Annotated in this window: 25 protein-coding genes and 1 pseudogene; 11 read left to right on the top strand and 15 right to left on the bottom strand. The window is 65.6% G+C overall.

The genetic code is table 11. The features are described 5' to 3' along the window. Positions 1-4 precede the first annotated feature (4 nt). Positions 5-724 carry a hypothetical protein gene (locus tag G6N67_RS24350; RefSeq protein ID WP_036428231.1) on the top strand — a complete coding sequence of 240 codons (720 nt, stop codon included), beginning with the start codon at positions 5-7 and terminating at the stop codon, positions 722-724. 35 nt (positions 725-759) lie between these two features. Here G6N67_RS24350 and G6N67_RS24345 read toward each other — a convergent pair whose 3' ends face one another. After that, a complete protein-coding gene (locus G6N67_RS24345) occupies positions 760-2805 on the bottom strand; it encodes an acyltransferase family protein (RefSeq protein WP_036428233.1) in 2046 nt (681 codons plus the stop codon). A 267-nt stretch (positions 2806-3072) separates the two neighbouring features. Between G6N67_RS24345 and G6N67_RS24340 the strand changes: the two genes are divergently transcribed. After that, positions 3073-4038 carry an arsenic resistance protein gene (locus G6N67_RS24340; RefSeq protein ID WP_036428234.1) on the top strand — a complete coding sequence of 322 codons (966 nt, stop codon included), beginning with the start codon at positions 3073-3075 and terminating at the stop codon, positions 4036-4038. A 1-nt stretch (position 4039) separates the two neighbouring features. Here the strand turns inward: G6N67_RS24340 and G6N67_RS24335 are convergent, their stop codons facing one another. Further along, entirely contained in the window at positions 4040-4822 is a 783-nt protein-coding gene (locus G6N67_RS24335; protein WP_407663375.1) for a serine hydrolase, read from the bottom strand. 130 nt (positions 4823-4952) lie between these two features. Here G6N67_RS24335 and G6N67_RS24330 point away from each other — a divergent pair, with 130 nt between their 5' ends. After that, a complete protein-coding gene (locus G6N67_RS24330; protein ID WP_036428236.1) occupies positions 4953-5621 on the top strand; it encodes a DsbA family protein in 669 nt (222 codons plus the stop codon). 13 nt (positions 5622-5634) lie between these two features. On the opposite strand, the gene G6N67_RS24325 is transcribed toward G6N67_RS24330, so the two are convergent. The 4 genes from G6N67_RS24325 to G6N67_RS24310 all read right to left on the bottom strand — a co-directional run bounded on the left by G6N67_RS24325 (position 5635) and on the right by G6N67_RS24310 (position 9150). Beyond that, positions 5635-6549, bottom strand: coding sequence for a M56 family metallopeptidase (locus G6N67_RS24325; RefSeq protein WP_036428238.1), 915 nt, complete (start codon positions 6547-6549; stop codon positions 5635-5637). After that, on the bottom strand, positions 6546-6923 hold the full coding sequence (locus G6N67_RS24320) for a BlaI/MecI/CopY family transcriptional regulator (RefSeq protein WP_036428240.1): 378 nt from the start codon (positions 6921-6923) through the stop codon (positions 6546-6548). The genes G6N67_RS24325 and G6N67_RS24320 overlap by 4 nt, the downstream gene beginning before the upstream one ends. A 79-nt stretch (positions 6924-7002) precedes the next feature. Then, positions 7003-8247, bottom strand: coding sequence for a L,D-transpeptidase (locus G6N67_RS24315; protein ID WP_229478807.1), 1245 nt, complete (start codon positions 8245-8247; stop codon positions 7003-7005). A gap of 165 nt (positions 8248-8412) precedes the next feature. Beyond that, on the bottom strand, positions 8413-9150 hold the full coding sequence (locus G6N67_RS24310; RefSeq protein WP_036428243.1) for an SDR family oxidoreductase: 738 nt from the start codon (positions 9148-9150) through the stop codon (positions 8413-8415). 112 nt (positions 9151-9262) lie between these two features. On the opposite strand from G6N67_RS24310, the gene G6N67_RS24305 reads away from it, so the two are divergent. Both G6N67_RS24305 and G6N67_RS24300 read left to right on the top strand, forming a co-directional pair. Beyond that, entirely contained in the window at positions 9263-9862 is a 600-nt protein-coding gene (locus G6N67_RS24305) for a TetR/AcrR family transcriptional regulator (RefSeq protein WP_036428244.1), read from the top strand. 11 nt (positions 9863-9873) lie between these two features. Continuing rightward, complete coding sequence (locus G6N67_RS24300) at positions 9874-10656, top strand: hypothetical protein (RefSeq protein WP_036428245.1); 783 nt, start codon at positions 9874-9876, stop codon at positions 10654-10656. A 3-nt stretch (positions 10657-10659) separates the two neighbouring features. Here G6N67_RS24300 and G6N67_RS24295 read toward each other — a convergent pair whose 3' ends face one another. The 5 genes and pseudogenes from G6N67_RS24295 to G6N67_RS24280 form a co-directional block, all read right to left on the bottom strand. Continuing rightward, positions 10660-11253, bottom strand: coding sequence for an Rv1733c family protein (locus G6N67_RS24295; protein ID WP_440590380.1), 594 nt, complete (start codon positions 11251-11253; stop codon positions 10660-10662). Between the two features lie 158 nt (positions 11254-11411). Continuing rightward, positions 11412-11876, bottom strand: a complete 465-nt coding sequence (locus tag G6N67_RS39305; protein WP_229478806.1) for a hypothetical protein — start codon at positions 11874-11876, stop codon at positions 11412-11414. A gap of 580 nt (positions 11877-12456) precedes the next feature. Beyond that, a pseudogene (locus tag G6N67_RS39705) lies at positions 12457-12540 on the bottom strand (hypothetical protein); the annotation flags it as partial. A gap of 170 nt (positions 12541-12710) precedes the next feature. Further along, entirely contained in the window at positions 12711-13760 is a 1050-nt protein-coding gene (locus G6N67_RS24285; protein ID WP_036428249.1) for an alpha/beta fold hydrolase, read from the bottom strand. A gap of 202 nt (positions 13761-13962) precedes the next feature. Next, complete coding sequence (locus tag G6N67_RS24280) at positions 13963-14631, bottom strand: TetR/AcrR family transcriptional regulator (RefSeq protein WP_036428251.1); 669 nt, start codon at positions 14629-14631, stop codon at positions 13963-13965. Between the two features lie 202 nt (positions 14632-14833). On the opposite strand from G6N67_RS24280, the gene G6N67_RS24275 reads away from it, so the two are divergent. From G6N67_RS24275 to G6N67_RS24260, 4 genes are read left to right on the top strand one after another with little or no spacing between them, the layout of a single operon-like run. Further along, on the top strand, positions 14834-15259 hold the full coding sequence (locus G6N67_RS24275) for an MmpS family transport accessory protein (RefSeq protein ID WP_110798447.1): 426 nt from the start codon (positions 14834-14836) through the stop codon (positions 15257-15259). After that, positions 15256-18156 carry an MMPL/RND family transporter gene (locus tag G6N67_RS24270; RefSeq protein ID WP_036428255.1) on the top strand — a complete coding sequence of 967 codons (2901 nt, stop codon included), beginning with the start codon at positions 15256-15258 and terminating at the stop codon, positions 18154-18156. Before G6N67_RS24275 ends, G6N67_RS24270 begins: the two co-directional genes overlap by 4 nt. Next, positions 18153-18488: a DUF732 domain-containing protein gene (locus tag G6N67_RS24265; protein ID WP_036428257.1), complete on the top strand. Its 336-nt coding sequence runs from the start codon at positions 18153-18155 to the stop codon at positions 18486-18488. Before G6N67_RS24270 ends, G6N67_RS24265 begins: the two co-directional genes overlap by 4 nt. Continuing rightward, positions 18481-18921, top strand: coding sequence for a DUF5078 domain-containing protein (locus G6N67_RS24260; RefSeq protein ID WP_036428259.1), 441 nt, complete (start codon positions 18481-18483; stop codon positions 18919-18921). The genes G6N67_RS24265 and G6N67_RS24260 overlap by 8 nt, the downstream gene beginning before the upstream one ends. A 5-nt stretch (positions 18922-18926) precedes the next feature. Here G6N67_RS24260 and G6N67_RS24255 read toward each other — a convergent pair whose 3' ends face one another. Further along, on the bottom strand, positions 18927-19544 hold the full coding sequence (locus tag G6N67_RS24255) for an MmyB family transcriptional regulator (protein WP_036428260.1): 618 nt from the start codon (positions 19542-19544) through the stop codon (positions 18927-18929). Positions 19545-19694: 150 nt separating this feature from the next. On the opposite strand from G6N67_RS24255, the gene G6N67_RS24250 reads away from it, so the two are divergent. Next, positions 19695-20636: an SDR family oxidoreductase gene (locus G6N67_RS24250; protein WP_036434151.1), complete on the top strand. Its 942-nt coding sequence runs from the start codon at positions 19695-19697 to the stop codon at positions 20634-20636. Between the two features lie 59 nt (positions 20637-20695). After that, on the top strand, positions 20696-21613 hold the full coding sequence (locus G6N67_RS24245) for a helix-turn-helix transcriptional regulator (protein WP_051578412.1): 918 nt from the start codon (positions 20696-20698) through the stop codon (positions 21611-21613). On the opposite strand, the gene G6N67_RS24240 is transcribed toward G6N67_RS24245, so the two are convergent. The 3 genes from G6N67_RS24240 to G6N67_RS24230 all read right to left on the bottom strand — a co-directional run bounded on the left by G6N67_RS24240 (position 21532) and on the right by G6N67_RS24230 (position 25295). After that, on the bottom strand, positions 21532-22284 hold the full coding sequence (locus tag G6N67_RS24240; protein ID WP_036428261.1) for a 5'-methylthioadenosine/adenosylhomocysteine nucleosidase: 753 nt from the start codon (positions 22282-22284) through the stop codon (positions 21532-21534). The genes G6N67_RS24245 and G6N67_RS24240 overlap by 82 nt on opposite strands. A 33-nt stretch (positions 22285-22317) precedes the next feature. Beyond that, positions 22318-23763 (bottom strand): DHA2 family efflux MFS transporter permease subunit, encoded by a 1446-nt coding sequence (locus tag G6N67_RS24235; protein WP_036428262.1) that lies wholly within the window; start codon positions 23761-23763, stop codon positions 22318-22320. 65 nt (positions 23764-23828) lie between these two features. Continuing rightward, entirely contained in the window at positions 23829-25295 is a 1467-nt protein-coding gene (locus G6N67_RS24230; protein ID WP_051578413.1) for an APC family permease, read from the bottom strand. Positions 25296-25374: the final 79 nt, after the last annotated feature.

The raw sequence follows: 25374 nt of genomic DNA, 5'->3' as shown, positions 1-25374 counted from the left end.
AGCTATGAGCACTCTGGTTGACGAAGTCCTGGACGCCTATGGCGGCGCGACACGGTGGAAGAACGTGGAGACGATACGGGCACACAAGCGATTCGGGGGCGCGATCTGGGATCTGAAGCAGGTTCCCGGGATCGTCGACGATGGCGAGATCACCGTCTGGATTCAGCAGCAGCACACGTCGCTGAGCCCCTTCACCGGGTCCGACCGCAAGAGCGACTACACCCCACAGCGCGTTGCGATCGAAAGTCTGGACGGCGCCACAGTCGATGCGCTCGATGACCCACGATCCTCCTTTGCCGGGCACAGCCTGCAAACACCTTGGAGCACATTGCAACTGGCGTACTTCACCGGCTATGCGATGTGGACGTACCTCGCCGAACCCTTCAACCTGACGCTGCCGGGCGTCACGGTCGTCGAAGGCTCGAACTGGGTTGAAGACGGTCAGATCTGGCGCAGGCTCCGCGTCGACTACCCGCAGGACATCGCCACCCACAGTCCGCAGCAGGTGCTCTACATCGACGACCAAGGCCTAATCCGGCGACGCGACTACCAAGTTGACATCGCGGGGGGATCACCTGCGGCCCATTACGTCTCGGAATTTGAGGACATCGGCGGCATCATTGTTCCGGCGAAGCGCATGATCTTCGTACGCGATGACGCGGGACATCCCATCCCCGATCAACTGGTCGTCTCCATCGAGTTGACGGATATCCGCTTCGATTGAGGAGTGGTCCGGATCCCGGTTGATGTCCCGGCACCCTACCACCAGCGCGTGGCGCCGCGCAGTTGCCGACCGAGCTCGCGGGTCAGCGTCCGGACATAGGTGGCCGACAGATGGTGAGCGTCGTGATAGACCAGCACATTGCCCTCGACCGCACGGCACATGTCCGGCCCGCACACAGCGTCGCTGAGGTCGAGCGCAGTCATCAACGGGTAGTCGGCCAGATGGTCGAGGGTGGGATTGCGTTCGGCGAGCGCCTCGTAGCGCGGCAGCCCGCAGCCGTCGGCGTCCCCACCCGCGGCCAGGCAGTCGACAGGTGAGAAGAACCAGCCCTGTTTGAGCATCCACGGGGTGTCACGCATACCGAGCATCCGAATGCCGTTGGCAGACAGTTCATCCCAGATACCCAGATAATAATCCGGAACGTAGTCGCCGGGCCCGGTCAGGATCGGGCGGGTGCTCGTGAAGAAGACGTAGTCGGGCCGGTCGGCGATGATACGTGCCAGCGCATTGTCCGACCACGTCCGGCACTGCGGATACAGGTCGGGAGACCCGGCGATCAGCGGAACGTCCTTGGTCGTCAAGGGACAACCCATCTTCAGATACGTGGTCACCTTGAACCGGTGCTGCCGGCCCAGCGCATGCAACGCGGTGAGCCAATGCTCGGAATGCGAGCCGCCGGCCAAGGCGATGGTGCGCTGGGCCGTGGGATCTCCGTAGACACAGGTCTTGACGTCGACGCCGGGGAAATCGGTGACACAACCGTCGATGGTGGCCGGCGGCATGTCCTCGGCGGCCTCCAATGCCGTCGGACGCGTAGGCAGTCTGGCGACCTTGCGACCCTCTATCAGCGCTTCCGCGCCCGGATAGTCGCGTGCGGACAGTGCGCTGAGTTCGGCACCGCTCGCGCGGGCCAGGGCGACGTGCCCCTGCCAGCCCAACGACGTGACCGCCAACGCGGCGGCCAGCACAACGATGACCGAACCCGAAAGCAGTTGCCGCACATGATTTGACTCGCGCGGACCGTCGACCAGGCGCGCGGTGGCGAATGCCGCCACTGCCGCGGTCAGCAGCACGACGCCGCCTTCGGCCACACCGACGGTGTCGTCGTTGACGTGCGCGAGCCAGAAGATCAGCAAGGGCCAGTGCCACAGGTACACCTCGTACGCGATCGTTCCCGCCGCCACGAACACCACACCCCGCAGAGCGTCGACGCCCCGCGGAAGCGAGTCGCGTTGCGCCCCACAGAGAATGATCAGCACGCTCGCAGCGACCGGGACCACAACCCACGGCCACGCATCTTCTGCCACGCCGTCGACCACCGTGCCGCACAACACTATCGCGATGAGCCCGAGCGCCGTCACGAAGGCCCGTGCCCACCTGGGGAAGTCGACGCGGACCACGATCGCCGCGGCCAGTACGCCGGCCAGAACCTCCCACGCGCGGGCCACGCTGCTGTAGTAGGCCAGCAGGTGATTGCTCGAATGCACCGTGACCGCATAGCCGAAAGATGCGGCCATCGCCACGCCCGTCGCCCACAGTAGGACAGTTCGTGCGCTCCCACTGTCACCGCGTGCGACCATCGTGACCACCGCGGTGAGCATGAGGAACCCGGCGAAGATCTGTCCCAGCAGCGAGACCACCCACAGGTGCTGCAACGGCGTGACCGTCTCGCTCGCCTGCACATAATCGCTTGCCGTCCATAGCAATTGCCAGTTCTGCCAGAACCCCAGGGTCGCCAGTGTCTGGTCGGCGAATGCCTCCCACCGGGTCTGCGGCTGGACACTCACGGTAAGCACAGCACCCGCGCCCAGGGTCAGAACCAGGGCAGGCAGTGACCGACGCACCAGCCACGCGGCGTCGGCACCCAATGCCCGAAAGTTCCCGACGCTGCCGATCACACGTGCCCCGAGGACAAAACCCGCCAGCACCAGCAGGACGTCGATTGCCGCCGAGACACGCCCGAACCAGGCGTGGCAGACAACCACCAGAATGATGGCGATCCCGGCGAGCCCGATCAGATCGTCGCGGACCCGCGCATCGGCGGAAGTGGTGAGAACCGGATCGCTCTGTATCAGCTGCACGTCGAATCCCTCACCCCCGCCCCACCGCCACGGGGCGGGCACCTCGCCGCACGAGCATAGCCACCGCAGCGCGATGGGCCGAATCGCGTGAACCGGCCCGTAACGCTGCGCCTATGGTCAGAGTATGGCGATCGAACGCGATTCGGAATGGGTACCGCCATCGTGCTCACAGCCTGATCTCGTGATGCGTATCGAGGTTCCGCCCACTCAGGTGACGGTGCTCGATGGCGTGGCTGCGCTGTCGCGTCGTAGCGCAGAGTAATTCGGTTGTCCTCACACCTCAGCGACTGGCTGGAGCGCCACCAGCTCGCGATCTACCTGGCCGCGCTGGCCGCCGGCGCGGCCCTCGGAGCTGCCTGGCCTGCGGCCTCGGGCAGGTGGGAGACCGCTGTCTACCCCGTGCTCGCCGTGCTGCTGTATGCGACGTTTCTGCAGGTTCCATTCACCAAGTTGGCCGCGGCCTTTCGCGACGTCCGGTTTCTGGCCGCCGTCCTTGCCGTCAACTTCGTGGTGGTTCCGCTCGTGGTTGCCGCGCTGACCAGTGTGGCGACGCTGCCCCGGGCTGTGCTGCTGGGCGTGCTGCTGACGTTGCTCACCCCCTGCATCGATTACGTCATCGTGTTCTGCGGGCTGGCCGGCGGCGACAACCAACGCCTGCTGGCCGCCGCTCCCCTGCTCATGCTGATCCAGATGGTGGCCCTGCCGGTTCTGCTGTGGGTGTTCGTCGGCCCCGGACTGGCCGACATCGTCGATGTCGGCCCCTTCCTCGAAGCCTTCCTGAGCCTCATCGTGGCGCCCCTGCTACTGGCCTGGGCCACCGAAGGACTCGCAGCCCGCCGTCGAAGCGGCCAGGCCATCACATCGGCGATGACCGCCGCGATGGTGCCCGTGATGGCGGCGACCCTGGTCGTGGTCGTCGCGAGCCAGTTCCCGAAGATCAGCGACCAGGTCGACCAGGTGTTGAGAGTCGTCCCCCTCTATGCGGCGTTCCTGCTGGTGATGGCGTTGGTCGGGCTGGTCGCAGCCCGGCTGTTGCGGCTCGACACCGGCCGCGCGCGGGCGCTGATCTTCACCGGCGCGACGCGCAACTCGCTGGTCGTGCTGCCCCTCGCGCTGGCACTGCCCGCGGCCTACGGCATCACCCCGGCCATCGTCGTCACGCAAACGCTGGTCGAACTGCTCGGCATGATCGTCTACGTCCGAGCGGTCCCGCTCCTGATCCCCGCGCGCTGAGTCAGGGTGTGCCGAGCAGGATCTGCGCCAGCCGGGTGGTGGTTTGTACGCCGTCGTCGTACCCGCCCTTGCCGTCGAGGGAATTCATGATGGCAAGCGTGTAGCGCTGTTTCGGACCGGCGAACCCGACGCTGTTGGTGACCCAGCCGCCCTGTTCCTGCGACCACCCGTTCTTGTTCCCGGGAGCCATCGCCGGACCCGCTCCCCACACGCCCCACTGCTGGTTGCCGTCGACGCGCTGCATCTCGGAGACGATGGCGGCGGTTTGAGCTGCGGGCAGCCGGGTCAGGGTGTAGTTCATCAGGCGGTCGAGGTCATCAGTCGTCGACTTCTGAAAACCCCAGTACGGATAGACAGCGCCGAAGCCAGGCTGCGGCTGCACCCCGGTCATGCCGTATGCCGGGAAGTCCCGGTTGAACGCCGTGTGATCCGGCCCGCCATAGCGCTCCCACAATGCGTCGGCGGCGTCGCTGTCCGAGGCGTGCATCATCGCGGTCATGAGCTGACGGTCGGCATCGGTCAGCGTGATCTTGCCGGCGCTGGCGCGGGTCAGCAGATCCACCACCATCGCGAGCTTGATGGTCGAGGCGGTCCAGATCATCGCGCCGGCGTTCGCGTTACGGTAGGCCTGCCCTGTCACCCGGTCGCGCAGCACATAGCCCACGGTGCCGGGTCGGCTCGCCAGGTACGCATCGGCTTGAGCCGTGCGCTGGCCGAGATCGGCCTGAGCGGGTACGGCGATCACGACCGACAACGCCACCCCGACCACCGTCGCCAGCGTCATCGACAACCAGGCCCGCCACATCATGTACGAAGTTACTACGTAGATTGGAAGGGCCGGCCACGGCGCGCCGACCTGTCGGTGGCGTCGACGAAGTCACCCACTATCCCACCGGCACGGAAGGATCCCGCCCATGTCGCGGATTACTCGACTGGCGTTCGGTGTCATCGCGGCGGTGATCGCGGTGGTCGCGGTGCTGATGCTGCGTGCCGAGGCCGACCGCCCGGGCACGGAGACGCCTTCGGCGGATGCGCCCGCGACACTCACCAATTCGGCGTTGGTGCGTCCCAACAGCCACCGCCTCACCGATCCGGCCGACAGCCGGGTCACGGTCGTCGAGTTCCTGGATTTCGAATGTGAAGCCTGTCGCGACGCCTTTCCGGCGGTGGAACGGCTACGAGGTGAATACGGCGATCGCGTGACGTTCGTGCTGCGGTACTTCCCGATTCCCAGCCACATCAACGGCGAGCTGGCCGCTCGCGCGGTCGAAGCCGCAGCGCAACAAGGCAAGTTGGTACCGATGTACCAGAAGATGTATGAGACGCAAGCCGCTTGGGGCGAGAAGACCGAATCACAGCGGGCCGTGTTCGTCGGGTTCGCGACGGAACTCGGCCTCGACATCGCGCGGTTTGAGCACGATCTGGACGCGCCCGGCACGGCCGAACGCGTACGCGCCGACCGCACCGACGGGATGAAATCGGGTGTCAGGGGAACCCCCACATTTTTCGTCAACGGCACCAAGTTCAGCGGCGCACCGAGTTACGAGGCGCTCAAGGCCGCCATCGACGAGGAGCTGAGCTGACCGCGGTACCGGATCACGCGTGGCACCAGAAGGTGATCACCGGCGGCGCGAGCACGACAGCGGCGAGTACGACCGACAGCAGGATCCGCTCGCGAAGCCGCGCGCCCCACATCGCGGGCGTGGCCAGCCGGCTGACGCGAGCCAGCACCTCGGTGTCGGCCGCCCCGAGTGCCGGCGGCCGGCTTGAGCGCGAGTCCGCGAGGCTGACCAGGCCGCACAACAACGTCTCCCGGCCGTGCCGGCGCGCGGCGCTGTCGTCAGCGCACATCTCCACCAGGCGGCCGACTGCGCCCACTGCCGCGGTGAACAACGGCAGCCGCGGCATCGCCAAGGCGAGCGCGCGCAACGCCATCATGAGCTGCGGGTGCCTACCCGCGAGATGGGCCTGCTCGTGCGCGAGCACCGCCGCGAGTTCGGGCTCGTCGAGGGCCGCGAGCGCACCCGTGGTCACGACGATGGCGTCGGGGCGACCGGCCACACAGTAGGCCGCGGCATGATCTGCCGGCAGGGTCACCACACCGGGCCGCGCGGTCGGGGTACCGAGCACGTGCGCGGCGTGAGCGTGTTCGCGGCTGCGAGACCACAAGCGTTGCACCGACTTCACCAGACGCCACAGCACCACCGCCGATATCGCCGAGACGGCTGCGCTGACAGCGGCCAGCGTGAGCCGCCCGGGCCAACCAAAGTGGTTGAGCGCCAAGAGCATGTCCAGGCAGAACTTCACGGGTACGGCGGCATCCTCGATCAGCAGTTCGCGAAGCATGCTGGCCGCGGCCGCGATCCACGCACCGACGGCGAGCACGATCGTCGTCAACCACACCGTCACCGCGTAGCCGGGACTCATGCCGCGACCGAACCGGGTCAACACCACGGGACTGCCCCACACCAACACCACTCCGTAGACGAGCAGGCAGATGCCGGCGTTCACGTGGCGCCTCGACGCCGAGCCAGCTTGCGCAGGGCCACGCGCAATTGCTCGGACTCTTCGTCGTTGATCTGGTTCAGGAAGAAGTTCAGCACCAGGTCGGCGTCACCGCCGGCATGCAGAGCGTCGCGCATGAGGTTCGCCGACCGTTCCTCGCGCGTCATGGTGGGCCAGTAACTGTAGGCCTTGCCGACCCGCGTGCGTTCCAGCCAGCCCTTGCGATGCAGGTTGTCCATGGTGGACATGACGGTCGTATAAGCGATCTCGCGCTTCGCTGCCAGGTCGTCGAAGATCTCGCGGACCGTGACCGCCTCGTCACTGGCCCAAACCCGGTCCATCACGACCGCTTCCAGGTCGCCGAAACCACGCTGCTGCACCGGACTGACTCCTAGAGACACCGACGATTCACTGCGGCGGCTGTCGCGCCGCCCCTGTCGTCAGAGGCTATCGGCCGCGCTAGCTGCGCAAGGCACTGCCCTGACGCCACTGCTCCCATGGCACACTCCAATCTCCGTTCTGCCAGTGTTGCAGCGGTTCACCGCCGGTGTTGCGGATCTCGACCACATCGCCTGGTTGCGAGAACTCGTAGAACCATTTCGCGTGCACGGCCGACAGATTCAGGCAGCCCGCCGAGACGTTGGTCTCACCTTGTGCCCACACGGTGTCCTCGAGCTGATGCAGGTAGATCCCGTCCGGACTGATCCGGGTGGCATACGGCACGCTGATCCGGTACCCCGACGGCGAGTCCACCGGCAGTCCGTAGGTCGACGAATCCATCAGTACCGGGTTGGCCTTGTCCATGACGGTGTAGACGCCGCGCTGGGTCCAGAAGTGAATCGTCTTGCCGTTGACGGTCTCGGTGCCACCCCGGCCCATGGATGTCGGCATGGTCCGCACGAGCACACCGTCTTCGTAGACGCTGATCTGCTTGGTCAGGTCGTCGGCGATCGTGACGTGCGACCGGCCGATCCGGAAGCTCACGCGGTTGTCCTGCTGACCGTAGAGCCCGTCCCCCAGCTGGATTCCGTAGATGCTGGCGTCGACGTCGACGCGGGTGCCCGCCGGGAAGTACTCGCGGGGCCGCCAGTGCGCCTTGCGGTCGTTGATCCAGTACCACGCGCCCTCCACCGACGGCGTGGTGGTGACCTTCAATTGCCGTTCGGCGGCAGCGCGGTCCTCGATGGGCTCGTCGAAGCGGGCCACCACCACCGTGCCGACTCCGTAGGTCGCCCCTTCGACGAGGGCCGCGCCGGAGGTGGTGGTCAGCTCCACGCGGGTTTGGTTCTGGGGCACCACGGTCGAGAATCGCGAAATCTCGGTCACCGTAGTCGAGTCCGAGCCACGACCTGTCGCGCTCAGCGTGTAGGTGCGGCCGTAGCCGAGCGGTTCGGCAGGGATCCATTCCGTACCGTCGGCGGTCAACCGCCCCGCGACCACCCTGCCCTGCTCGTTGACCATCCGCACGTCGGCCAGCACGCCCGACGTCGCGGCCGCCCGTACCGTCCCGACCGGTGCCACGCCGTCGGTCGCGCCGTCGATCTCGATCCTGACCACCGGCGGCGCAGGCTCTTCAGCCTCGGCGGCCGCCGGAACGTCCGGCAGGGCGATCGCCGCGACCGACGACCGGCTCTGCGGTGCGGCCACCAGCACGACCCCGGCAATGACGACCAACGTCAGATACCGGCGTGGGCGGTCAAACATCGCGACCTCTCCTGGCTCGAGCGGGACAGGCATGCCCCCTGCTATCTACGTAGCTACATAGTAGATGAGGAAGCGCCGTGCCCGCTCGACCTTTTCGCCGGGCGCTGCCGCGGTGTCGAGATCGTCCCGGCACGAACCACTTTCGGTGCGTTCGGCACCCAGGATTCAACCCCGGCCGAAGTACGGCATCGCCCGTGCCATCACGGTCAACGACGGGACCGAGACGTCGAGCGGCAGATCGACCAGATGGGCGATCGCACGCGCGACATGCACCACGTCGAAAGTCGGCTCGGCGGCCAGGCTTCCGTTCGCCTGCGGCGTCTGATGACTGAACCCGGCCGTCATGCTGGTGGCGGCATTGCCGATGTCGATCTGCGTCACGCAGATGTCAAGGTCGCGCAGATCCAACAACATTGAGGCGGTCAAGCCGCTGATCGCGTGCTTGGTGACGGTATAGGCGAGGCTCTTGGGGCGGGGTCGGTGCGCGGACAGCGAGCCGTTGTTGATGATGCGCCCACCGCGCGGCAGTTGCCCCGACATGATGCGCGCGGCTTCACGCGCACAGAACACCGCGCCGTCGACGTTGGTCCGCCACGCGGCCTGCCATCCGTCGTCGTCGATCTCGGCGACCGACGCCGACGGGCCGAACACGCCGGCGTTGTTGAACAGCACATCGACGCGCCCGAACGTCGACACCACGTCGGCGAACAGTGCCCGCACCGAGGCGGCATCGGTGACGTCCGTCGGGACCACGCGGGCATTCGGCCGACTGTCCGCGGTTGCGGCCAGCGATTCGGCCGTACGGCCGGCCAGCACGACGTGGTGGCCGGCGTCGAGCAGTACACGCGCCGTTTCCCGGCCGATGCCACTGCCCGCTCCGGTGATCACCACGACTTTTTGCACGCAGCGATTGTCCCCCGCCCACGAACTCGCGATAAAGGCTATTCGCTATTGCGTTAACGATCGTGCCGTGCCACTCTTAAGGCAATACCCACTAGCCTTTAGGGGTGACCGCATGACCACCGAGCCACGCCGACGCCCCGGCGGCCGCTCCGCGCGGGTCCGGCAGTCGGTCATCGAGGCCACCGTCGCGGTGATCGCGGAAAAGGGCTTGACCGACTTCACGGTCAACGACGTCGCGGCGCGGGCCGGTGTGCACGCGACCTCGATCTATCGACGCTGGGGCACGCGGGACAACCTGATCACCGACACACTGCTCGATTACAGTCGCCACACCATTCCCGTACCCGATACCGGGTCGGTCCGCGCCGACCTCTACCGGCTCCTGACTGCGATCGCGGCCTATCTCAACACGTCCATCGGCAGAGCACTGGCCCAGGCGCTGGCCACGGGTGGAGACGAATCACGCTGGCAAACAGTTCGATTCGAATTCTGGACGACGCGGCTCGCGTTGACGCGGACGATCGTCGACCGAGCCGTCGAGCGCGGCGAGCTACCACCGGAAACTGACGCGCGACTCGTTCTGGAGATGCTCGTCGCGCCGCTGCAGTTCCGCACCCTGGTCACGCGGGAGCAATTCGGCGAGGAACTGTGCACCCGACTGACCGACGCGGTGCTCGACGGCATCCGCCCGCGGCCGCACGTCGCCGACTGAAAGGCACGATCTTGACGGAAACACTTGCGATCGAGGCGATCATCGACGGACGGCCGGTGTCGCGGACCGATGTTCACCGGTGGGAATCGCGCCGGGCCGAGGCTGTCCTGAAAAAGTTCGCGTCCCGGCTGGGATCCCGGGCGCTCACCGAGATTCTCGACGATCCCATCGACAGCATCCGCGCCGCTGACCTCGCAACCCGCCGTTCAGCGCTGCTCGCGGTCAAGTCCCGATTGGGTCACCCCGGCATCTACGCCATGCTCCGGCACGAGATCGCCCTGTCGGAACGGGCCGCGCGGCTTGCTGTCGCCGCGAGTCGGGGCCGTCAAAGGCACAGCGTCATCGAGCTCACCGCGCCGGGTTGCTCGGCGGGCGCCTTCGCCGAATGGTTCGACGCCCTGACGACCAACAATGACGAGGCCGCCATGCTCGATGCCTGCCCCGACCATTACCTGCTGCGCGGGTTACCAGACGGTCGGCAAGAGGTGGTCGAGACCACCGGCGGATCCCCGATGGCCACCAGATTCCTCGTCGACTACTCGGCCCCCGAGGCAGTGCACGTGCCCGTCCACGCGGATTACCCGGTCCAGATTGCCGGCCAGGCGGTGCTCGACGACGGGCTCGTGATCGGCGGCGTGCGCCATCAGTTCCGCGATGCAGACGGCAGGATGACAGCCCTGCTCACCGTCGCTTTTCCGGACCGATTTCCGACCCCGATGGTGGCCGCGCACCGATGGCACCTCGCCACCGAATTCAGCAATTGGATCGAGGCGTTCGCCGCGACCAACGGCTGAGCGTCACTCGGTTTTGCCGCTGTTGGCCCATCCGCCGCCGGGGGTACTGATCAGCTTCCACTCGTAGTCCCAGGCATCGAAGCGACGTCGGTCCAGGGTCATCCGGGTCAACATCACAGCGGTGGCACTCGCCGCGGCTGTGCCCAACCACAGCCCGATGCCGAATGCGGCGGCATATCCGCGCGCGTCGGCCACGGTCTGCGGGGGCCGCGTGACGGCGCCATGCTCGTCGAGCCAGACGGGAATGCGGTCGCCGACCTCGACCTTGGCGGGGCCTTGGACGGTTTCGACGCGGTCCTCGAAGCCGGCCTTCCACTCGGCCCGCACGGTACGACTGGCCGTGGTGTAGCGGTTGGGCGCACTCGACCGGGCTTCGACGACGGTGGCTTCGACCTTCTGCAGCGAACGCGTCTGCTGCTCGATGCGGTCGACACTGCGAGCGAAGTGGTCGCGGCCCAGGTGCACGATCACCGGAATGGCGAGGACGACAACAATCAGCCCGAGCACCACAGCAAGTGCTTCGATTCGATCTTGGCGTCGGACCAGGGGGTTACGGCTCAGCGCGCGAAAGACCCAAGCATGACGCCCACGTAGCATCGCACTCATCGATGCCTCATACCCCGTGTAACGCTCACGTAACCGATTGTGACACCGGGTGTCTTTGAACGACGAGCCCAAAGGCCGCCGGGCGAGGAAACTCACAATTAACACGTGGCGGGCGTCACCATGGGGCCGCACCTTTCGCACGCACGCGGTCAGCAGCGGCTCAATCCCGCGGTCGAAATGATGGATGTGGCGGTGGTGGCCGGTTCGGCTGCGTCGGCGGACACCCGGTTTGCTCCAGCAATCCTGAACCGACGTTGACTCGCCTCGGCCAGACTCGTGTTGATCGATTCGTCGAGGGCGGATCCTGACAGTCCGCGACGGTGATCACCGGCAATGGGTGGTGCGTGCCCTTGTGCTCGCAATCTGATCCGTTCAGCGATCGTCGACGGGTCCGCATGCAGTTCGAACGCCATGACATCGGTGTCGCGCCACTGAGGTGTATCGAGCACAACTTTGGCCGTGACCAAATCAGCGGTGATCACAATCGTGTCGATGCCGGTTCCGGCCAGCGTTGCAGCCGCGGCTCGAGCGTTGCGCGACCGAAGAAAGGCAAGTTGATCGCCGCGCGGATCCGCGCCGACAAAACCCAACTGGTGAAGGTCGAGGTATCCCACCCGGCGGCCGGACTTCGCGAGCTGCCTGTAGACCTCGAACCCCGATCGTCGACGTGCCGACGCCGCCGGGTCCGGCCAGCAGCAGTACACGAGCCGACAACCCGTCCGCGGAACGCCCGTCAGTGCCCTCCGCGGCATCGCGGCTCGCGCCCCGGGGGACTCGACGCAGGTGCGCCAGTGCAGCCCGGCTCACCGTCGCCGCAACGTCGCCTGGCGAAAGAGTGCTGGTGTCGATCCGCAGATCCGCCCAGCCTCGGTCGATGCGCGTGGCGTACTCGACTTCGCTGCCGGCGAGGTAGACCTGCCATCCTCTCCGAAGGATCCGGTCGCGAATTGCTGCATCGTCTGCGTGCAGATGACAGACCAGGATGTCAGCGCGCCTCACGCCCGGAAGCAGCTCCGAAAGATGCGCTGGGTCGTCTGCCAGCCCGGCGACGACCAGCAGCGCGGCACCGGCGTCGCGGTAGCCAGGTTCGAGCGCGCGCAAACTCCTCGCGATGAGCTCAGTTTCGAACGCGCCGCCAAGACCAACGGCCAGCCGAAGCTGGTCGGAATCTACGAAGGCGGCCGCGACGCCCGCTGCGGCGAGATCGGCCCGCACCTGCCACCCCACCGTGGACTTCCCCACGCCTGACGTACCAACAAGCCACACAACGGGAAGCATCGACCAAACCCTAAAACGACGCGACCTACTCACCGCAACCGCATTTCAGGGCTGCTGACAGCCGGTCTCCATGCCAGAAGAGCAGCTCTCCTGCCGGGCCGAAGGATTTGCGCTGCCGGGTGACACTTGCCCGAACATGTCGAAAGCGTTCGGCTGCAAGCGATCTCAGGTCACGCCGAGGGCGAATACCCGGGCTTCGCCATGAGATCCCGAAGCCCCGCATCGATGAACGCGGTGTCGACAGGGTTCACCCCACCGCCGGCGAAGTGCCCCCAGATTCCGGGGATGACGCGCACCTCGCCGTCGGCGATGAACTGGCCGGCCCACTGCTCGTCCTCCGGCGGAAAGTAGAGATCCTTCTCGGCGGGCATCGCCAGCAGCGGACACTTGATCGAGGCCAGCGCCTTCTCCACGTCACCACCGAACCCCGGCGTGTTACCGACGTTGCCGCTGTGCCACGTCCGCAGCATCGCGATCAGATTGTTGGGGTCACGCCCATCGCGGAAGAAGTTCTCCCAAAACCCGTAGAGAAAGTCGTCGAACGACGTGAAGCCCATCTCGCGCCACGCCTCCTCCCAATAGAACGCCTGCGAGAAGCCCCAGCCCGAGTACACCCGGGCGAACGCGCGCAGACCCTTGATCGGAAGGCGGTCTGGCGAATAGTCCCCGTCGGCCCACACGGCGTCCGCGGTCAACGCGTAGATCAACGATTCCAGGAACACCTTGTTGTGTGGTGCCGTGATGCTCGAGCCACAGAACGGTGCCGCCCGCTGCACCATCTCGGGATGGCTCACCGCCCACTGGTAGGTCTGACCGGCACCCATCGACCAACCCGTGACGAGCGCGATGGTCGATATGCCGAACTTCTCGGTGACCAGCTTGTGCTGGGCCTCCACCTGGTCGTAGAACGTGACGGCGGGAAAGCGGGCCCGATCGTAAGGCGCAGGCATGTTCGACGGCGAGGACGACAGTCCGTTGCCGAGCATGTTGGGCACGATGATGAACCACTCGTCGGGGTTGAGTGTCTTGTCGGTGCCGATCAACCATTCGTTGTCGGTGTGCCACCCTGAATACCAAGTGGGATAGACGATCACGTTGGTCTTGTCGGCATTGAGGGTGCCGTAGGACTTGTAGGCCAGGGTTGCGTTGCGCAGCGTGAAACCGCTCTGCATGGTGAAGTCGCCGAGTTCGAAGTACTCGGCATCAGTGGGGGCAGGCACGATGAACTCCTTCCGGTCAGCCCTGACGGGCTGCTGCTGAGACTGGCACTCAATGAATCCATTTGTGGCGCAGAGCATTAACAGAGAGCCATGCCGCACCTTTCCGGTCCCGAGCCGGACAATTACTTCCAAATGGGTGTAACAGGACTGAACATACACGCCCGCCGAGGCCCGTCAGGCGAAGTCGGCCAAATCGTTCGCGCTACTTCGGACACCCGGGCGGCCGCCAACCGTGCATGGCGGCGTCCATCTGGTCCTCGTTCAGCGCGTCGACCCGCAGGCGCGGTTGCCCGTCGCGATTGCGCATGCCGTCGAGCAGCAGGCCGACGTAGCGACGCCACAGTTCGGGCTCGACGTGACCCGCCCATTCACTGACCGTGCCCGCCAACAGGCCGAGAATCGGCATGTCCGTGTGTTCGACATCGGGCCGCAGGTGGCCGTCATCGCGTGCCCGCTCGACGAGCTTCGAGATCCTCGGAACAAGTCGCAGTCGCGACGACTCGACCCCACATCCGCCGTAGACCTTGCTGTAGACCATCTCGCGCAGCCCGCGATCGGTGGCAGTCAGCTCACACATCTGCTCCACGAACCAGACGAATCCGTCCCACGAATCCTCTTGTTGCAGAGCTACTTCCGCAAGAGCGACCAGTTGATCGATGCCGTTTTCGAAGACCGCGTCGAGCAGTTCTTCCTTGGTGGCGAATCGCCGGTACACCGTGCCCACCCCGACGTTGGCGTGACGCGCCACGTCGTTGAGCGTCGCCTCGATGCCTTTTTCGGCGAACAGTTCCCGCGCGGATTCGAGCACACGCTGCCGATTGCGCTCTGCGTCCTTACGCAGTGAGCGGCGGGGTTCTTCGGCGGCGGTCACGCGACCACTTTAGGTGATCGCCGTCATAAGTGGATTGACTTCATCCGTTTATCGCGTTTAGGTTGACTACCTAACGCGCCCTGTTCTGGCTGGTCCGCGGACCTACGTGGAAAGGCTCGACCTTGACCGTCGTCCCCGAGCACTCCTCTGTGCGCAGAACCAAATGTGGACACCACACCGTTTCGCAGAGATGGAGGAATCCGTGACCGCCGCAGTCAGACGCGCCTGGCTACCGATACTCATCGTGGTCGCCATCGCCATCGGCGTTGTGGCCGTAATCAACCTCCGATCGGTGTTCGGCTCCGACGGCGCGGTGGTGACGCCGGTCGGGGCCGACACGGCTCAGAAGTTCAATCCCAAGGTCGTCGTCTACGAGGTCTTCGGTACCGGCACGACCGCCACTGTCAATTACATGGACCTACAGGGCCTTCCGCAGCGAGTCGAGTCCGCCGCCCTGCCGTGGACCCTTCGGTTGGAGACGACGATCCCGTCCGTACAACCCAACCTGATGGTGCAGGGCAATGGTGATTCGATCGGCTGCCGCGTCACCGTCGACGACGAGGTCAAAGACGAAAGGACGGCACACGGCGTGAATGCTGCGACGTACTGCTTGGTGAAGGCCGCATGAGCACGCTCACCGACGACACCCCGACCGACGCCATTCCCCCGGCGCGCCACGCTGCGCGTCCTTGGCTGCCGCGGTTCATCCGCATCTTCTCGATCCCGATCGTCATCGGCTGGCTGGTCGTCGTGGGGCTGCTCAACACCGTTGTGCCGCAGCTCGAGGAAGTCGGCAAGATGCGCGCGGTGTCGATGAGCCCCAACGACGCACCCGCACTCATCGCGACCAAGCACGTCGGCAAGGTGTTCGACGAGTACGACACCAGCAGCTCGGTGATGATCGTGCTGGAGGGCGACAACCCGCTGGGTGCGGATGCACACGCGTTCTACGACGAGATGGTCCGGACCCTGCGTGCCGACACCAAGCACATTCAGCATGTCCAGGATTTCTGGGGTGACACCCTGACCGCCGCGGGCGCACAGAGCATCGACGGCAAGGCGAGCTACGTCCAGGTGTACATCGCGGGCGACCAGGGCGAGACGCTGGCCAACGAGTCGGTGGAAGCGGTTCGGCAAATTGTCCGCGACACCAAGGCTCCGCCCGGCGTCAAGGCCTACGTCACCGGCCCGGCCGCGACGACGACGGACCAGAACGCCGTCGGCGATGCCAGCATGGAAATGATCGAAATGCTGACGTTCGCGGTCATCACCGTGATGTTGCTCGTCGTGTACCGGTCCATCATCACCGTGGTCATCACGCTCTTCATGGTGGTGGTCGGATTGTCCTCTGCGCGTGGGCTTGTCGCGTTCCTGGGCTATCACAATGTGTTCGGCCTCACCACGTTCGCCACCAACATGGTCGTGACCCTGGCGATCGCGGCGGCCACCGACTACGCGATCTTCTTGATAGGCAGATATCAAGAAGCTCGCCGGCTCGGCGAGGACAAGGAATCGGCCTACTACACGATGTTCCACGGCACGGCGCATGTCGTGCTCGCCTCGGGTCTGACCATTGCCGGCGCCACTTTGTGCCTGCACTTCACCCGGTTGCCGTACTTCCAGACCATGGGCATCCCCTTGTCGATCGGCATGGCCATCGTGGTTGCCGCGGCGTTGACCATGGGGCCCGCGCTCATCTCCATCGTCACCCGGTTCGGCAAAGTGCTCGACCCCAAACGCATGGACCGGTCGCGCGGCTGGCGGCGCGTGGGTGCGGCCGTCGTCCGTTGGCCCGGTGCGGTTCTGGTCATGGCGGTGATACTCGCCCTCGTCGGCCTTTTGACGCTGCCGGGCTACCACACCACTTACAACGACCGGATCTTCCTGCCCGCCGACATCCCGGCGAATGTCGGCATGGCTGCGGCCACCCGGCACTTCTCCGAAGCCAAGATGAACCCTGAACTGGTGATGGTGGAGACCGACCATGACCTGCGCAACCCGGCGGACTTCCTGGTGATCGACAAGATCGCCAAGGCCATGGCCCGCGTGCACGGCATCGCCCAGGTACAGACCATCACCCGGCCGGACGGTAAGCCCATCGAGCACGCGTCGCTGCCCTACTCGATGAGCCAAAGCGGCACAGGCACTTTGATGAACAACGATTACCAGCAGAAGGTGCTGGACAACACACTCAAGCAGGCCAACGAGCTGCAGACGACCATCGATTCTCAGGAACGGCTCTACAAGATCACGCTGGAGCTGGCCGAAGTCACCCGCAGCATGGCCGACAAGATGGACAAGACGTCGCAGAACCTTGACGAGGTGCGTGACCACCTCGCCGATTTCGACGATCAGTTCCGCCCGCTGCGCAATTACTTCTATTGGGAACCGCACTGCTTCGACATCCCGATGTGCCATTCGCTCCGGTCGATCTTCGACGCGTTGGACGGCATCAGCACGATGTCCGACGATTTCGCGGACATCGTCCCGGATCTGCACCACATGGCAGAGCTGACGCCTCAGATGGCGGCTGTGATGCCGGCGATGATCCAGACGATGAAGAACCAGAAGCAGTATCTGCTGAACCAGTACCAGGCTCAGAAGGCCCAGCAGGACCAGAACATCGCCAACCAGAACAACCAGACGGCGATGGGGCAGGCATTTGACGCGTCTCTCAACGACGAGTTCTTCTACCTGCCGCCCGAAGCCTTCGGGACGGCCGATTTCCAGCGCGGTATCAAGTTGTTCCTGTCGCCTGACGGACATGCGGTGCGGTTCACCGTGTTCCACCAAGGCGATCCGCTGACCGAAGAAGGCACCTCACATATCGAACCGCTCAAGATCGCTGCCGCTGACGCCATCAAGGGCACTCCCCTGGAAGGGTCGACGGTGTACGTGGGCGGCACCGCGGCCATGTACAAGGACATGCAACAGGGAGCCGACTACGACCTGCTCATCGCCGCGGTCGCGTCTTTGGTCCTGATCTTCCTCATCATGGTGGTGCTGACCAGAGCGGTTGCGGCAGCTGCCGTGATCGTCGGGACCGTGGTGCTGAGCCTCGGTGCGTCGTTCGGCCTGTCGGTGTTGATCTGGCAGCACCTGGTCGGTATCCCGCTGCACTGGATGGTGTTGCCGATGTCGGTGATCGTGTTGCTGGCCGTCGGTGCGGACTACAACCTGCTGCTGGTCTCCCGGATGAAGGAGGAGATCCACGCCGGGCTGCACACCGGGATCATCCGCTCCATGGCAGGCACCGGTTCGGTGGTCACCGCAGCCGGTCTCGTGTTCGCCTTCACCATGATGTCCATGGCGATCAGCGATCTGATCGTGATCGGCCAGGTGGGCACCACCATCGGGCTGGGCCTGCTGTTCGACACCCTGGTGGTGCGGTCTCTCATGACCCCGTCGCTGGCGACACTGCTGGGACGCTGGTTCTGGTGGCCACTGCGGGTACGGCCGCGGCCGGTGCCGCAGCCATGGCCCAAACCGATCCAACGCGATCCCGCGGAGGCGGTGGTTCCATGAAGCGGGTACTGATGGCCCTAACCGCCTGTACAGCAGTCGGTCTGGCGGTGTCCGCGCCGGCGCACGCCGACCCGGACACCGACTTCGCCAACGAACTGCACACGTACGGCATCTATGGTCCGCGGGATTACAACGCCTGGATCGGCAAGCTCACGTGCAAGCGGCTGCACAACGGCGTCGACCACGGTGCCCAGGAGTCGGTCGACTTCGTCTCCAAGCAGCTCGACAAGGACAGCACCACCGCGCAGGCCTGGCAGTTCCTCGGGACGGCCATCAACTACTACTGCCCCGACCAGCGAATCGTGTTCGAACAGGAGGCAGCTCGTGCGTAGGTATCTGAGTGCGGGTGTCGTCGCCCTGGCGTTGTTGTCGGCGGCGCCGGGAGTGGCCTCGGCTGATGCCACCGACGACTACCCGATCCCCAACCGCATCCTGAAAACGCAGTGCGACGCCGAGCAGATCATGGCCGCCGCCCGCGACGTCGAGCCGATCTACTACGAGCGCTACATGATCGACTACAACAACAAACCTGTTGCCGACCAGGAAGGCGCCCGCGACCGCATCCACTGGTTCTTCTCGCTGGACTACGCCGGCCGCCGCCAATACTCGGAGAACACCGCCACCAACGCGTTCTACGAACAGATGGCCTGGCGCTGGCCCAACTGGGCCAAGCTCTTCTTCAACAACAAAGGCGTGGCCGCCAACACCACCGACATCTGCATGAACTACCCACGCGGCGACATGTCCCTGTGGGATTGGCACTGACCGCGTCAGCCGTCGAATCGGTGGTGACCGATCACCGCCAAGAGTTGCAGCTTGGAGTGGCTTTCTGAGCCTGGCTCTGCGAGGTAGACGACCACGCGGTGGCAGCGGTCCGCGTCGGGCAATACCTCGCAGTCCAGGTCGATAGCACCGAGCTCGGGATGGGCCAGCCGGCACCGACGGGTACCCGCGTACCCGGACTGGTCACCGAACAGTGCTCGCGCCAAAGACGTTTGACATAGCACCGCACCGGACGGGCCGACGACCTGGGCAGGCATATCGGCCAGGCGGTCCAGCACGAGCATCAGGCCAGGCTCTATGTGGGCGTGGCCGTCGGTGTCATATCCCGCCGCGGCGAACAGGCGGTCGCGATCGTCACGGCTGAATCGCAGTCCACGCGCGATGCCCGCCAGCATGACCGCCGACGGGCGTGGCGCACAGCGTCGTTCGATTCGGCTGTAGTAGGCCGTCGACATCGAGCACAGTGCGGCGGCCTCCTCGCGGCGCAGCCCAGGGGTGCGGCGGCGCCGGCCACGAGGGAAGCCGACATCCTCCGGCTGAAGCACACGTCGACGCGTCCGGAGCAGGTCGGCCACCACCGCGAGATCAACGTTGGGCGACTTCATGTCTCGATCATGACGCAGGACACCTCGCCCGAGCAGGGCCGGAATATCCACGGACCGCCAGTCCCCGGATAACAGCGCCCTGAATGCGGTGCGGCGAACCTGTCAGCGTGGAGGGCACAGAACCCGACACGCGCAATTGAGGAGATGCCGATGAATCGTAAAGCAGACGTGGCCATTCCCGAGCTGACCGGCCGATTGGCCGTCGTCACCGGCGGCAGCGACGGTGTCGGATTGGGTCTCGCCCAACGGCTGGCCGCGGCCGGCGCCGAGGTCATCCTGCCGGTACGCAACCCGGACAAGGGCCGTGCCGCCGTCGACCGCATCACCGCCGCCGTGCCCGGGGCCGCAGTCAGCACCAGACGGCTGGACCTGTCATCGCTGCAATCAGTGGCCGATCTCGCTGGTGAGCTGGTCGCGGAAGGACGGCCGATTCACCTGCTGATCAACAATGCCGGTGTCATGAATCCGCCCACCCGCCAGGCCACTGTCGACGAATTCGAACTGCAGTGGGGCACCAACCATCTCGGCCATTTCGCACTCACCGCGCGACTGCAGCCCCTGCTGGTCGCCGGCAACGCCCGCGTCACAACGCAATCGAGCGTCGCAGCCCGATCGGGCGCCATCAACTGGGATGATCCCAACTTCGAGAAGTCCTATGCGGCAGGCAAGGCCTACAGCCAATCCAAGATCGCCAACCTGATGTTCGGCCTGGAACTCAACCGCCGCAGCGCCGAGGCAGGGTGGGGCATCACGAGCAACGTCGCGCATCCCGGGGTGACGGCAACCAATCTGCTTGCCGCGCAGCCGCACATGGGCCGCACGAGCGACACGCTGTCGGTGCGCGTCATCCGAGGCTTCGCACGCATGGGCATCTTCACCCAGACCGTCGACCAAGGGCTTCTGCCCGCTCTCTATGCGGCAGCCCATCCGCACGCCGAAGGCGGCAAATTTTATGGCCCCAAAGGGTTTCAGCACACAGCCGGGGCACCGGCCGAACAGGAGGTCTATAAGCCTGCCCGCGATGCCGCTGACCGGGTCCGGCTCTGGGAACTGTCCGAACGCCTCGTCGGCGTCGGTTTCGCGGTGCGGTAGACGTATCGGGGGTCCGGCGGTCCCTGGCATGAGCCGTGACCGACCGGGACACTGGGTTCATGGATCAGGGGCAATTGGCCGATTTCCTGCGTACCCGGCGGGAAGCGCTGACACCCGCGGAGGTGGGTCTGCCTGCGGGTACGCGCCGGCGTACGTCGGGGTTGCGGCGCGAGGAGGTCGCAGCGCTGGCGATGATCTCGACGGACTACTACAGCCGCATGGAACAGCAGCGCGCACCCAAGCCCTCGGCGGAGGTCGTGGCGTCCTTGGCGCGGGCGCTGCGGCTGTCGCTGGACGAGCGCGATCACTTGTTCCGGCTGGCGGGGCACAACGCGCCGGCCCGGATGGGCGGCGGCCACGTGAGCCCGGCCATGATGCGGATCCTGGATCGCCTGCAGGACACCCCGGCACAGGTGATGTCCGCGCTCGGCGAGACGCTGGTGCAGACGCCTCCGGCGCGCGCCCTGATGGGGGACGAAACGAAATACGAGGGTTTCGCCCGGAGTGTGGCCTACCGCTGGTTCACCGACGAGGCCGCCCGCCAGGTGTACCCGCCGGACGATCACGCGACGGTCGGGCAGTCCTTCGTCGCCAATGCCCGGGTGGCCTACGCCCGCGATGGCGCAGGCTCGCGCGCCGCGCAGATCGTCGACGATCTCCTGTGCCGCAGTGCCGAATTCGCCGAACTGTGGAAACGCCACGATGTCGCGTCGGGCAACGACCGGACCAAACGCATCGCGCATCCCACGTTGGGCGTGCTCGAGGTGCAGTGCCAGATCCTCTACGACATGGAGCAACTCCATGCGCTGCTGGTGTTCACCGCCGAACCGGGCTCACCGAGCCACGCCAAACTCGCTGCGCTCGGCGACGATCCGGATGCCTATCTACGCGACGGTCAGAGCACCGGCAGCAGCGTGCGCAGAACCGTGGCCGACGACGCTGCCACCTCGCCCGCGAATTCGTTGAACTCGAATTGAGAATCCTGGCCGGCCAGATCCGACAGCGCTCGCACCACCAGCCAGTCGATCCCGAAGGCCTCGCACACCTGGGCCACCGCGCCGCCCTCCATCTCGATGGCCCGTCCGCCGAACTCACTGTGCAGCCGGACCCGCGTGGGCTCACTGTGCAGGTACTGGTCACCGGACAGCACGGTGCCATACACAATCCGTGCTGGTCTCCCCTGTCCCCCGGCGAGCCTCGACAGCGGCGGAAGCTCTAGCCCGCCCAGCGCGCGTCTGACCTTGTCGATCACCATGCCGCCGACGTCGTATCCGAGACGATCGGTGGGGTTGATGAACGGGACGTGGCCTGCCTGGTAGGTCTGCAGTCGCTCATCCTCGATGAGCCCGGCGTCGTACTGGATCAGCCGGTCGGCGATCACCACGTCACCCACATTCAGGTCCGGATCCAAGCCGCCCGCGACGCCGGAGAAAATCACTGCGCGGCAACCGAACCGGTGCGCCAGAACGGTCGTGACCAGCGCCGCGTTGACCTTGCCCATACCGGTTTCGGCGAGGACGACGTCGCACCCGTCGAGCGAACCGATATCGAAGCGCGTATGCGCGATGTCCATCCATTGGACATTGCCCATCGCGCTGCGTAGGTGGGCCAGCTCCTGTGGGATCGCCGCGATCAAACCGATTGGCACAATGCACTTTAGCGCTCACCGCTCATGCGGGGTCTAGTGCGTCGGCGTCCCACCCGCGGGACTCGGCCGAGGCGCGGTGAAGAACGCCGCGACCACGGCGATCACACTGATCACGGCCGCGACCGTGAAGGCCGCATGCACACCCGGCAGATCCGGCGCCCCGCCCGAATGCGACGCCTTGGTCATGACCGTCACGAACAGCGCGGTGCCCGCGGCGCCCGCGACCTGCTGCAGCGTCGTCAGAATCGCGCTGCCGTGCGAGTAGAACCGGTCGGGCAGCACACCGAGTGCGTCGGTCATCAACGGCGTGAACATCATTGACAGACCGACCATCATGACCGTCTGCAAGCCGACGAGTTCCCACACCGGCGAGGCCGCCGACAACGCGGTGAAACCCCACAGCGACGCGCACAGCAGTACCGACCCCGGCACGACCAGCATCCGCGCACCGTGTCGGTCGTAGGCGCGGCCGACCAGCGGGCCCGCCACGCCCATCAGCAGTCCGCCCGGCAAGGTGGCCAGCCCCGCGACCAACGCGCTCTGTTTCAGCACGTCCTGGACGTAGAGCGGCACCATGATGATCGCGCCGAACAATCCCATGAAGCCCAGCACCACCAGGCCAAGCGACACCGAGAATCGCCGGTAGGTGAACGGCCGCAGGTCGAGAAACGCGCGGTCGCGGCGCTGCAGCTGGACCTGCCGCGCACCGAAGAGCACCATCGCCACCGCGCCAACCGTCATCGGCACCCACGCGGGCACGCTCTGCCGGCCGTGCGCGGATTCACCCAACAGCGACAGCCCGAACACCAGTCCCGCGAACGCGACCGCCGACAGCGGCACCGAGACGGGGTCGATCGGCGTCGGATCCTGCTTTTCGTCGTCGACGCGCAGCCACACCAGACCGGCGGTCAGCGCCACGAGAGCGATGGGAAGCACGATCCAGAACATCCACCGCCAGTCGAGCGAGCCGAGGATGAACCCCGACAAGGTGGGCCCGATGGCCGGGGCGACCGCGATGACGATCGAGATGGTGCCCATCATCTGCCCGCGCCGTTCCGCGGGAATCAACGTCATGACCGTCGTCATCAGCAGCGGCATCATCACCGCGGTGCCGCACGCCTGCACGATCCGGCCCACCAGCAGCACCGCGAATCCCGGTGCCAGCGCGGCCACCATCGTGCCCGTGCAGAACAACGTCATCGAGGCCAGGTAGATGGCGCGTACCGGGAACCGTTGCAGCAGAGAGCCGGACATCGGGATGACGACGGCCATGGTCAACAGGAACCCACTGGTGAGCCACTGCGCGGTGCTCGCGGCGATGTCGAGGTCGACGATCAGCGCGGGCAATGCGACGCTCATGATGGTCTCGTTGAGGATCATCACGAACGCCGAGCCGACCAACAGCGCGATGATCACGTTGGCGCTCGACTGGGCGCGGGGTTGCGTCGCGATGTCCCCCGTGCTCGGGCCCGTCGTCATTTCCCCTCCCCTGTCTCCCCCGGACTTTGTTCGTGCGGCAATCCAGGGTAGGTGGGGCGTGCGGGTCAGGGAAATTGATTTCGGCGGGTGTGGTCAGGGTGTGCTGTGCTGGTAGCACCGGCGAAGGCCTCATTGATCTCCTTGGGGCCGAACGGCCAGGTGCGTTCGGCCCGCGCGTAGACGAGATACGCGACGACGCCGACTGCTATCCAGCACAGCGACAGCACGATTGACGACCACGCGGCCGAAACGTAGACATAGATCCAGCCGACGAGCGCGATGACCGTGGGGATCGGATAGAGCCACTGCCGGTACGGGCGTGGGAGATTCGGCTGGCGTCGTCGCAGCACGACGATCGCCGCGACCTGGGCGAGCGACTGGATGATCACCATCGTGGCCACCGCCGCGTTGATGATCGTGGTCAGGGTGAACAGCGATCCGATGATCGTGATGGCGCCCATGGTGAGCACACCGGCGGTGGGCAGGTTCAAGGTCGGGTGCAGGCGACCGAACACCGGTAGGAACACCTTGTCGCGGGCCGCCTCATAGGGCACGCGGGATCCGCCGAGCAGGCCCGCGAACACCGAGCCGATGGCCGCGATCACGATGAGCACCGTGATCACCTGCGCGATCGTGTTACCCCACGCCTGCGCGAGCACGGTCGATGCAACTGACGTCGCCGTCTTGAGCTCGTCGAGCGGAACCGAGCCCAGCACGCCGACCTGCAGCAGGAAGTACAGGCTCATGATGCCCAGAATCGAGATGACGATCGACCGTGGAATGGTCCGTCCCGGATCACGAACTTCCCCACCGAGGTAGGCCGTTGTGTTGTACCCGAGGTAGTCATACACCGCGATGACCAGCCCCGCACCGAGACCGGCCCAGAAGGTGCCGTGGCTCCCGAACGCTCCCGGGGTGAACGCGAACGCCTGTGCGCTGCTGAAGTGCGTGAAGGCGGCCACGATGGTGGAGAGTGTCGCGACGAGCATCACCACGAACAACGCGGTTGTCAGCTTGCCGATCTGCCCGATCTTGCGGAACAGCGCCACCATGATCAGCAGCACGATACCGACGCCGATTACCTTGCCCAGCGCGGTGTTTCCCGATTCGCTTGTGACACCGGGAATCAGATAGCCCAGGTATTGGACCAGCCCGATGATGCCGGTCGACATGATGAGCGGGATGAACAGGACTGCGCTCCAGACGAACAGGAACGGCATCAACCGTCCGGTGCGGTACTGGAACGCCTCCCGCAGGTATAGGTAGGTACCACCGGCGCCTGGCATGGCGGCGCCGAGTTCGGCCCAGATGAGCCCGTCGGCCAGCGCGAGAATCGCCCCGATGATCCAGCCGAACATGGCCTCCGGACCACCGATTGTCGCGACCATGGCCGGGATCGTGACGAACGGACCGATGCCGCACATCTGCGTCATGTTGATCGCTGTCGCCTGGAGCGGGCCGATCCTGCGTTCGAGGGTGGGCTGCGAGGTCACCGCGGCGCTCGACGACCGAGGACTGATGGACGCGCTCATGATGGCCTCCTTAGTTTGTTAGGAAAGTTTCTTAACATACTTCGGGCGAGTGTGGAAGAGTGCGGTCGTAGGCTGTTTG

Origin of the sequence: Mycolicibacterium mageritense (assembly GCF_010727475.1) — a bacterium.
Classification (GTDB): domain Bacteria; phylum Actinomycetota; class Actinomycetes; order Mycobacteriales; family Mycobacteriaceae; genus Mycobacterium; species Mycobacterium mageritense.
Note: the sequence above shows the minus strand (reverse complement) of the source record. Positions and strands in the feature narration are given on the sequence as shown.

Coding starts and splice junctions, on each gene's coding strand:
- G6N67_RS24235 (WP_036428262.1), bottom strand. CDS start 23,763: ATGACGACGGGCCCGAGCACGGGGGACATCGCGACGCAACCCCGCGCC.
- G6N67_RS24265 (WP_036428257.1), top strand. CDS start 18,153: ATGAAGCGGGTACTGATGGCCCTAACCGCCTGTACAGCAGTCGGTCTG.
- G6N67_RS24305 (WP_036428244.1), top strand. CDS start 9,263: ATGACCACCGAGCCACGCCGACGCCCCGGCGGCCGCTCCGCGCGGGTC.
- G6N67_RS24315 (WP_229478807.1), bottom strand. CDS start 8,247: ATGTTTGACCGCCCACGCCGGTATCTGACGTTGGTCGTCATTGCCGGG.
- G6N67_RS24335 (WP_407663375.1), bottom strand. CDS start 4,822: ATGACGCTGGCGACGGTGGTCGGGGTGGCGTTGTCGGTCGTGATCGCC.
- G6N67_RS24295 (WP_440590380.1), bottom strand. CDS start 11,253: ATGCTACGTGGGCGTCATGCTTGGGTCTTTCGCGCGCTGAGCCGTAAC.
- G6N67_RS24250 (WP_036434151.1), top strand. CDS start 19,695: ATGAATCGTAAAGCAGACGTGGCCATTCCCGAGCTGACCGGCCGATTG.
- G6N67_RS24245 (WP_051578412.1), top strand. CDS start 20,696: ATGGATCAGGGGCAATTGGCCGATTTCCTGCGTACCCGGCGGGAAGCG.
- G6N67_RS24230 (WP_051578413.1), bottom strand. CDS start 25,295: ATGAGCGCGTCCATCAGTCCTCGGTCGTCGAGCGCCGCGGTGACCTCG.
- G6N67_RS24330 (WP_036428236.1), top strand. CDS start 4,953: ATGTCGCGGATTACTCGACTGGCGTTCGGTGTCATCGCGGCGGTGATC.
- G6N67_RS24350 (WP_036428231.1), top strand. CDS start 5: ATGAGCACTCTGGTTGACGAAGTCCTGGACGCCTATGGCGGCGCGACA.
- G6N67_RS24270 (WP_036428255.1), top strand. CDS start 15,256: ATGAGCACGCTCACCGACGACACCCCGACCGACGCCATTCCCCCGGCG.
- G6N67_RS24255 (WP_036428260.1), bottom strand. CDS start 19,544: ATGAAGTCGCCCAACGTTGATCTCGCGGTGGTGGCCGACCTGCTCCGG.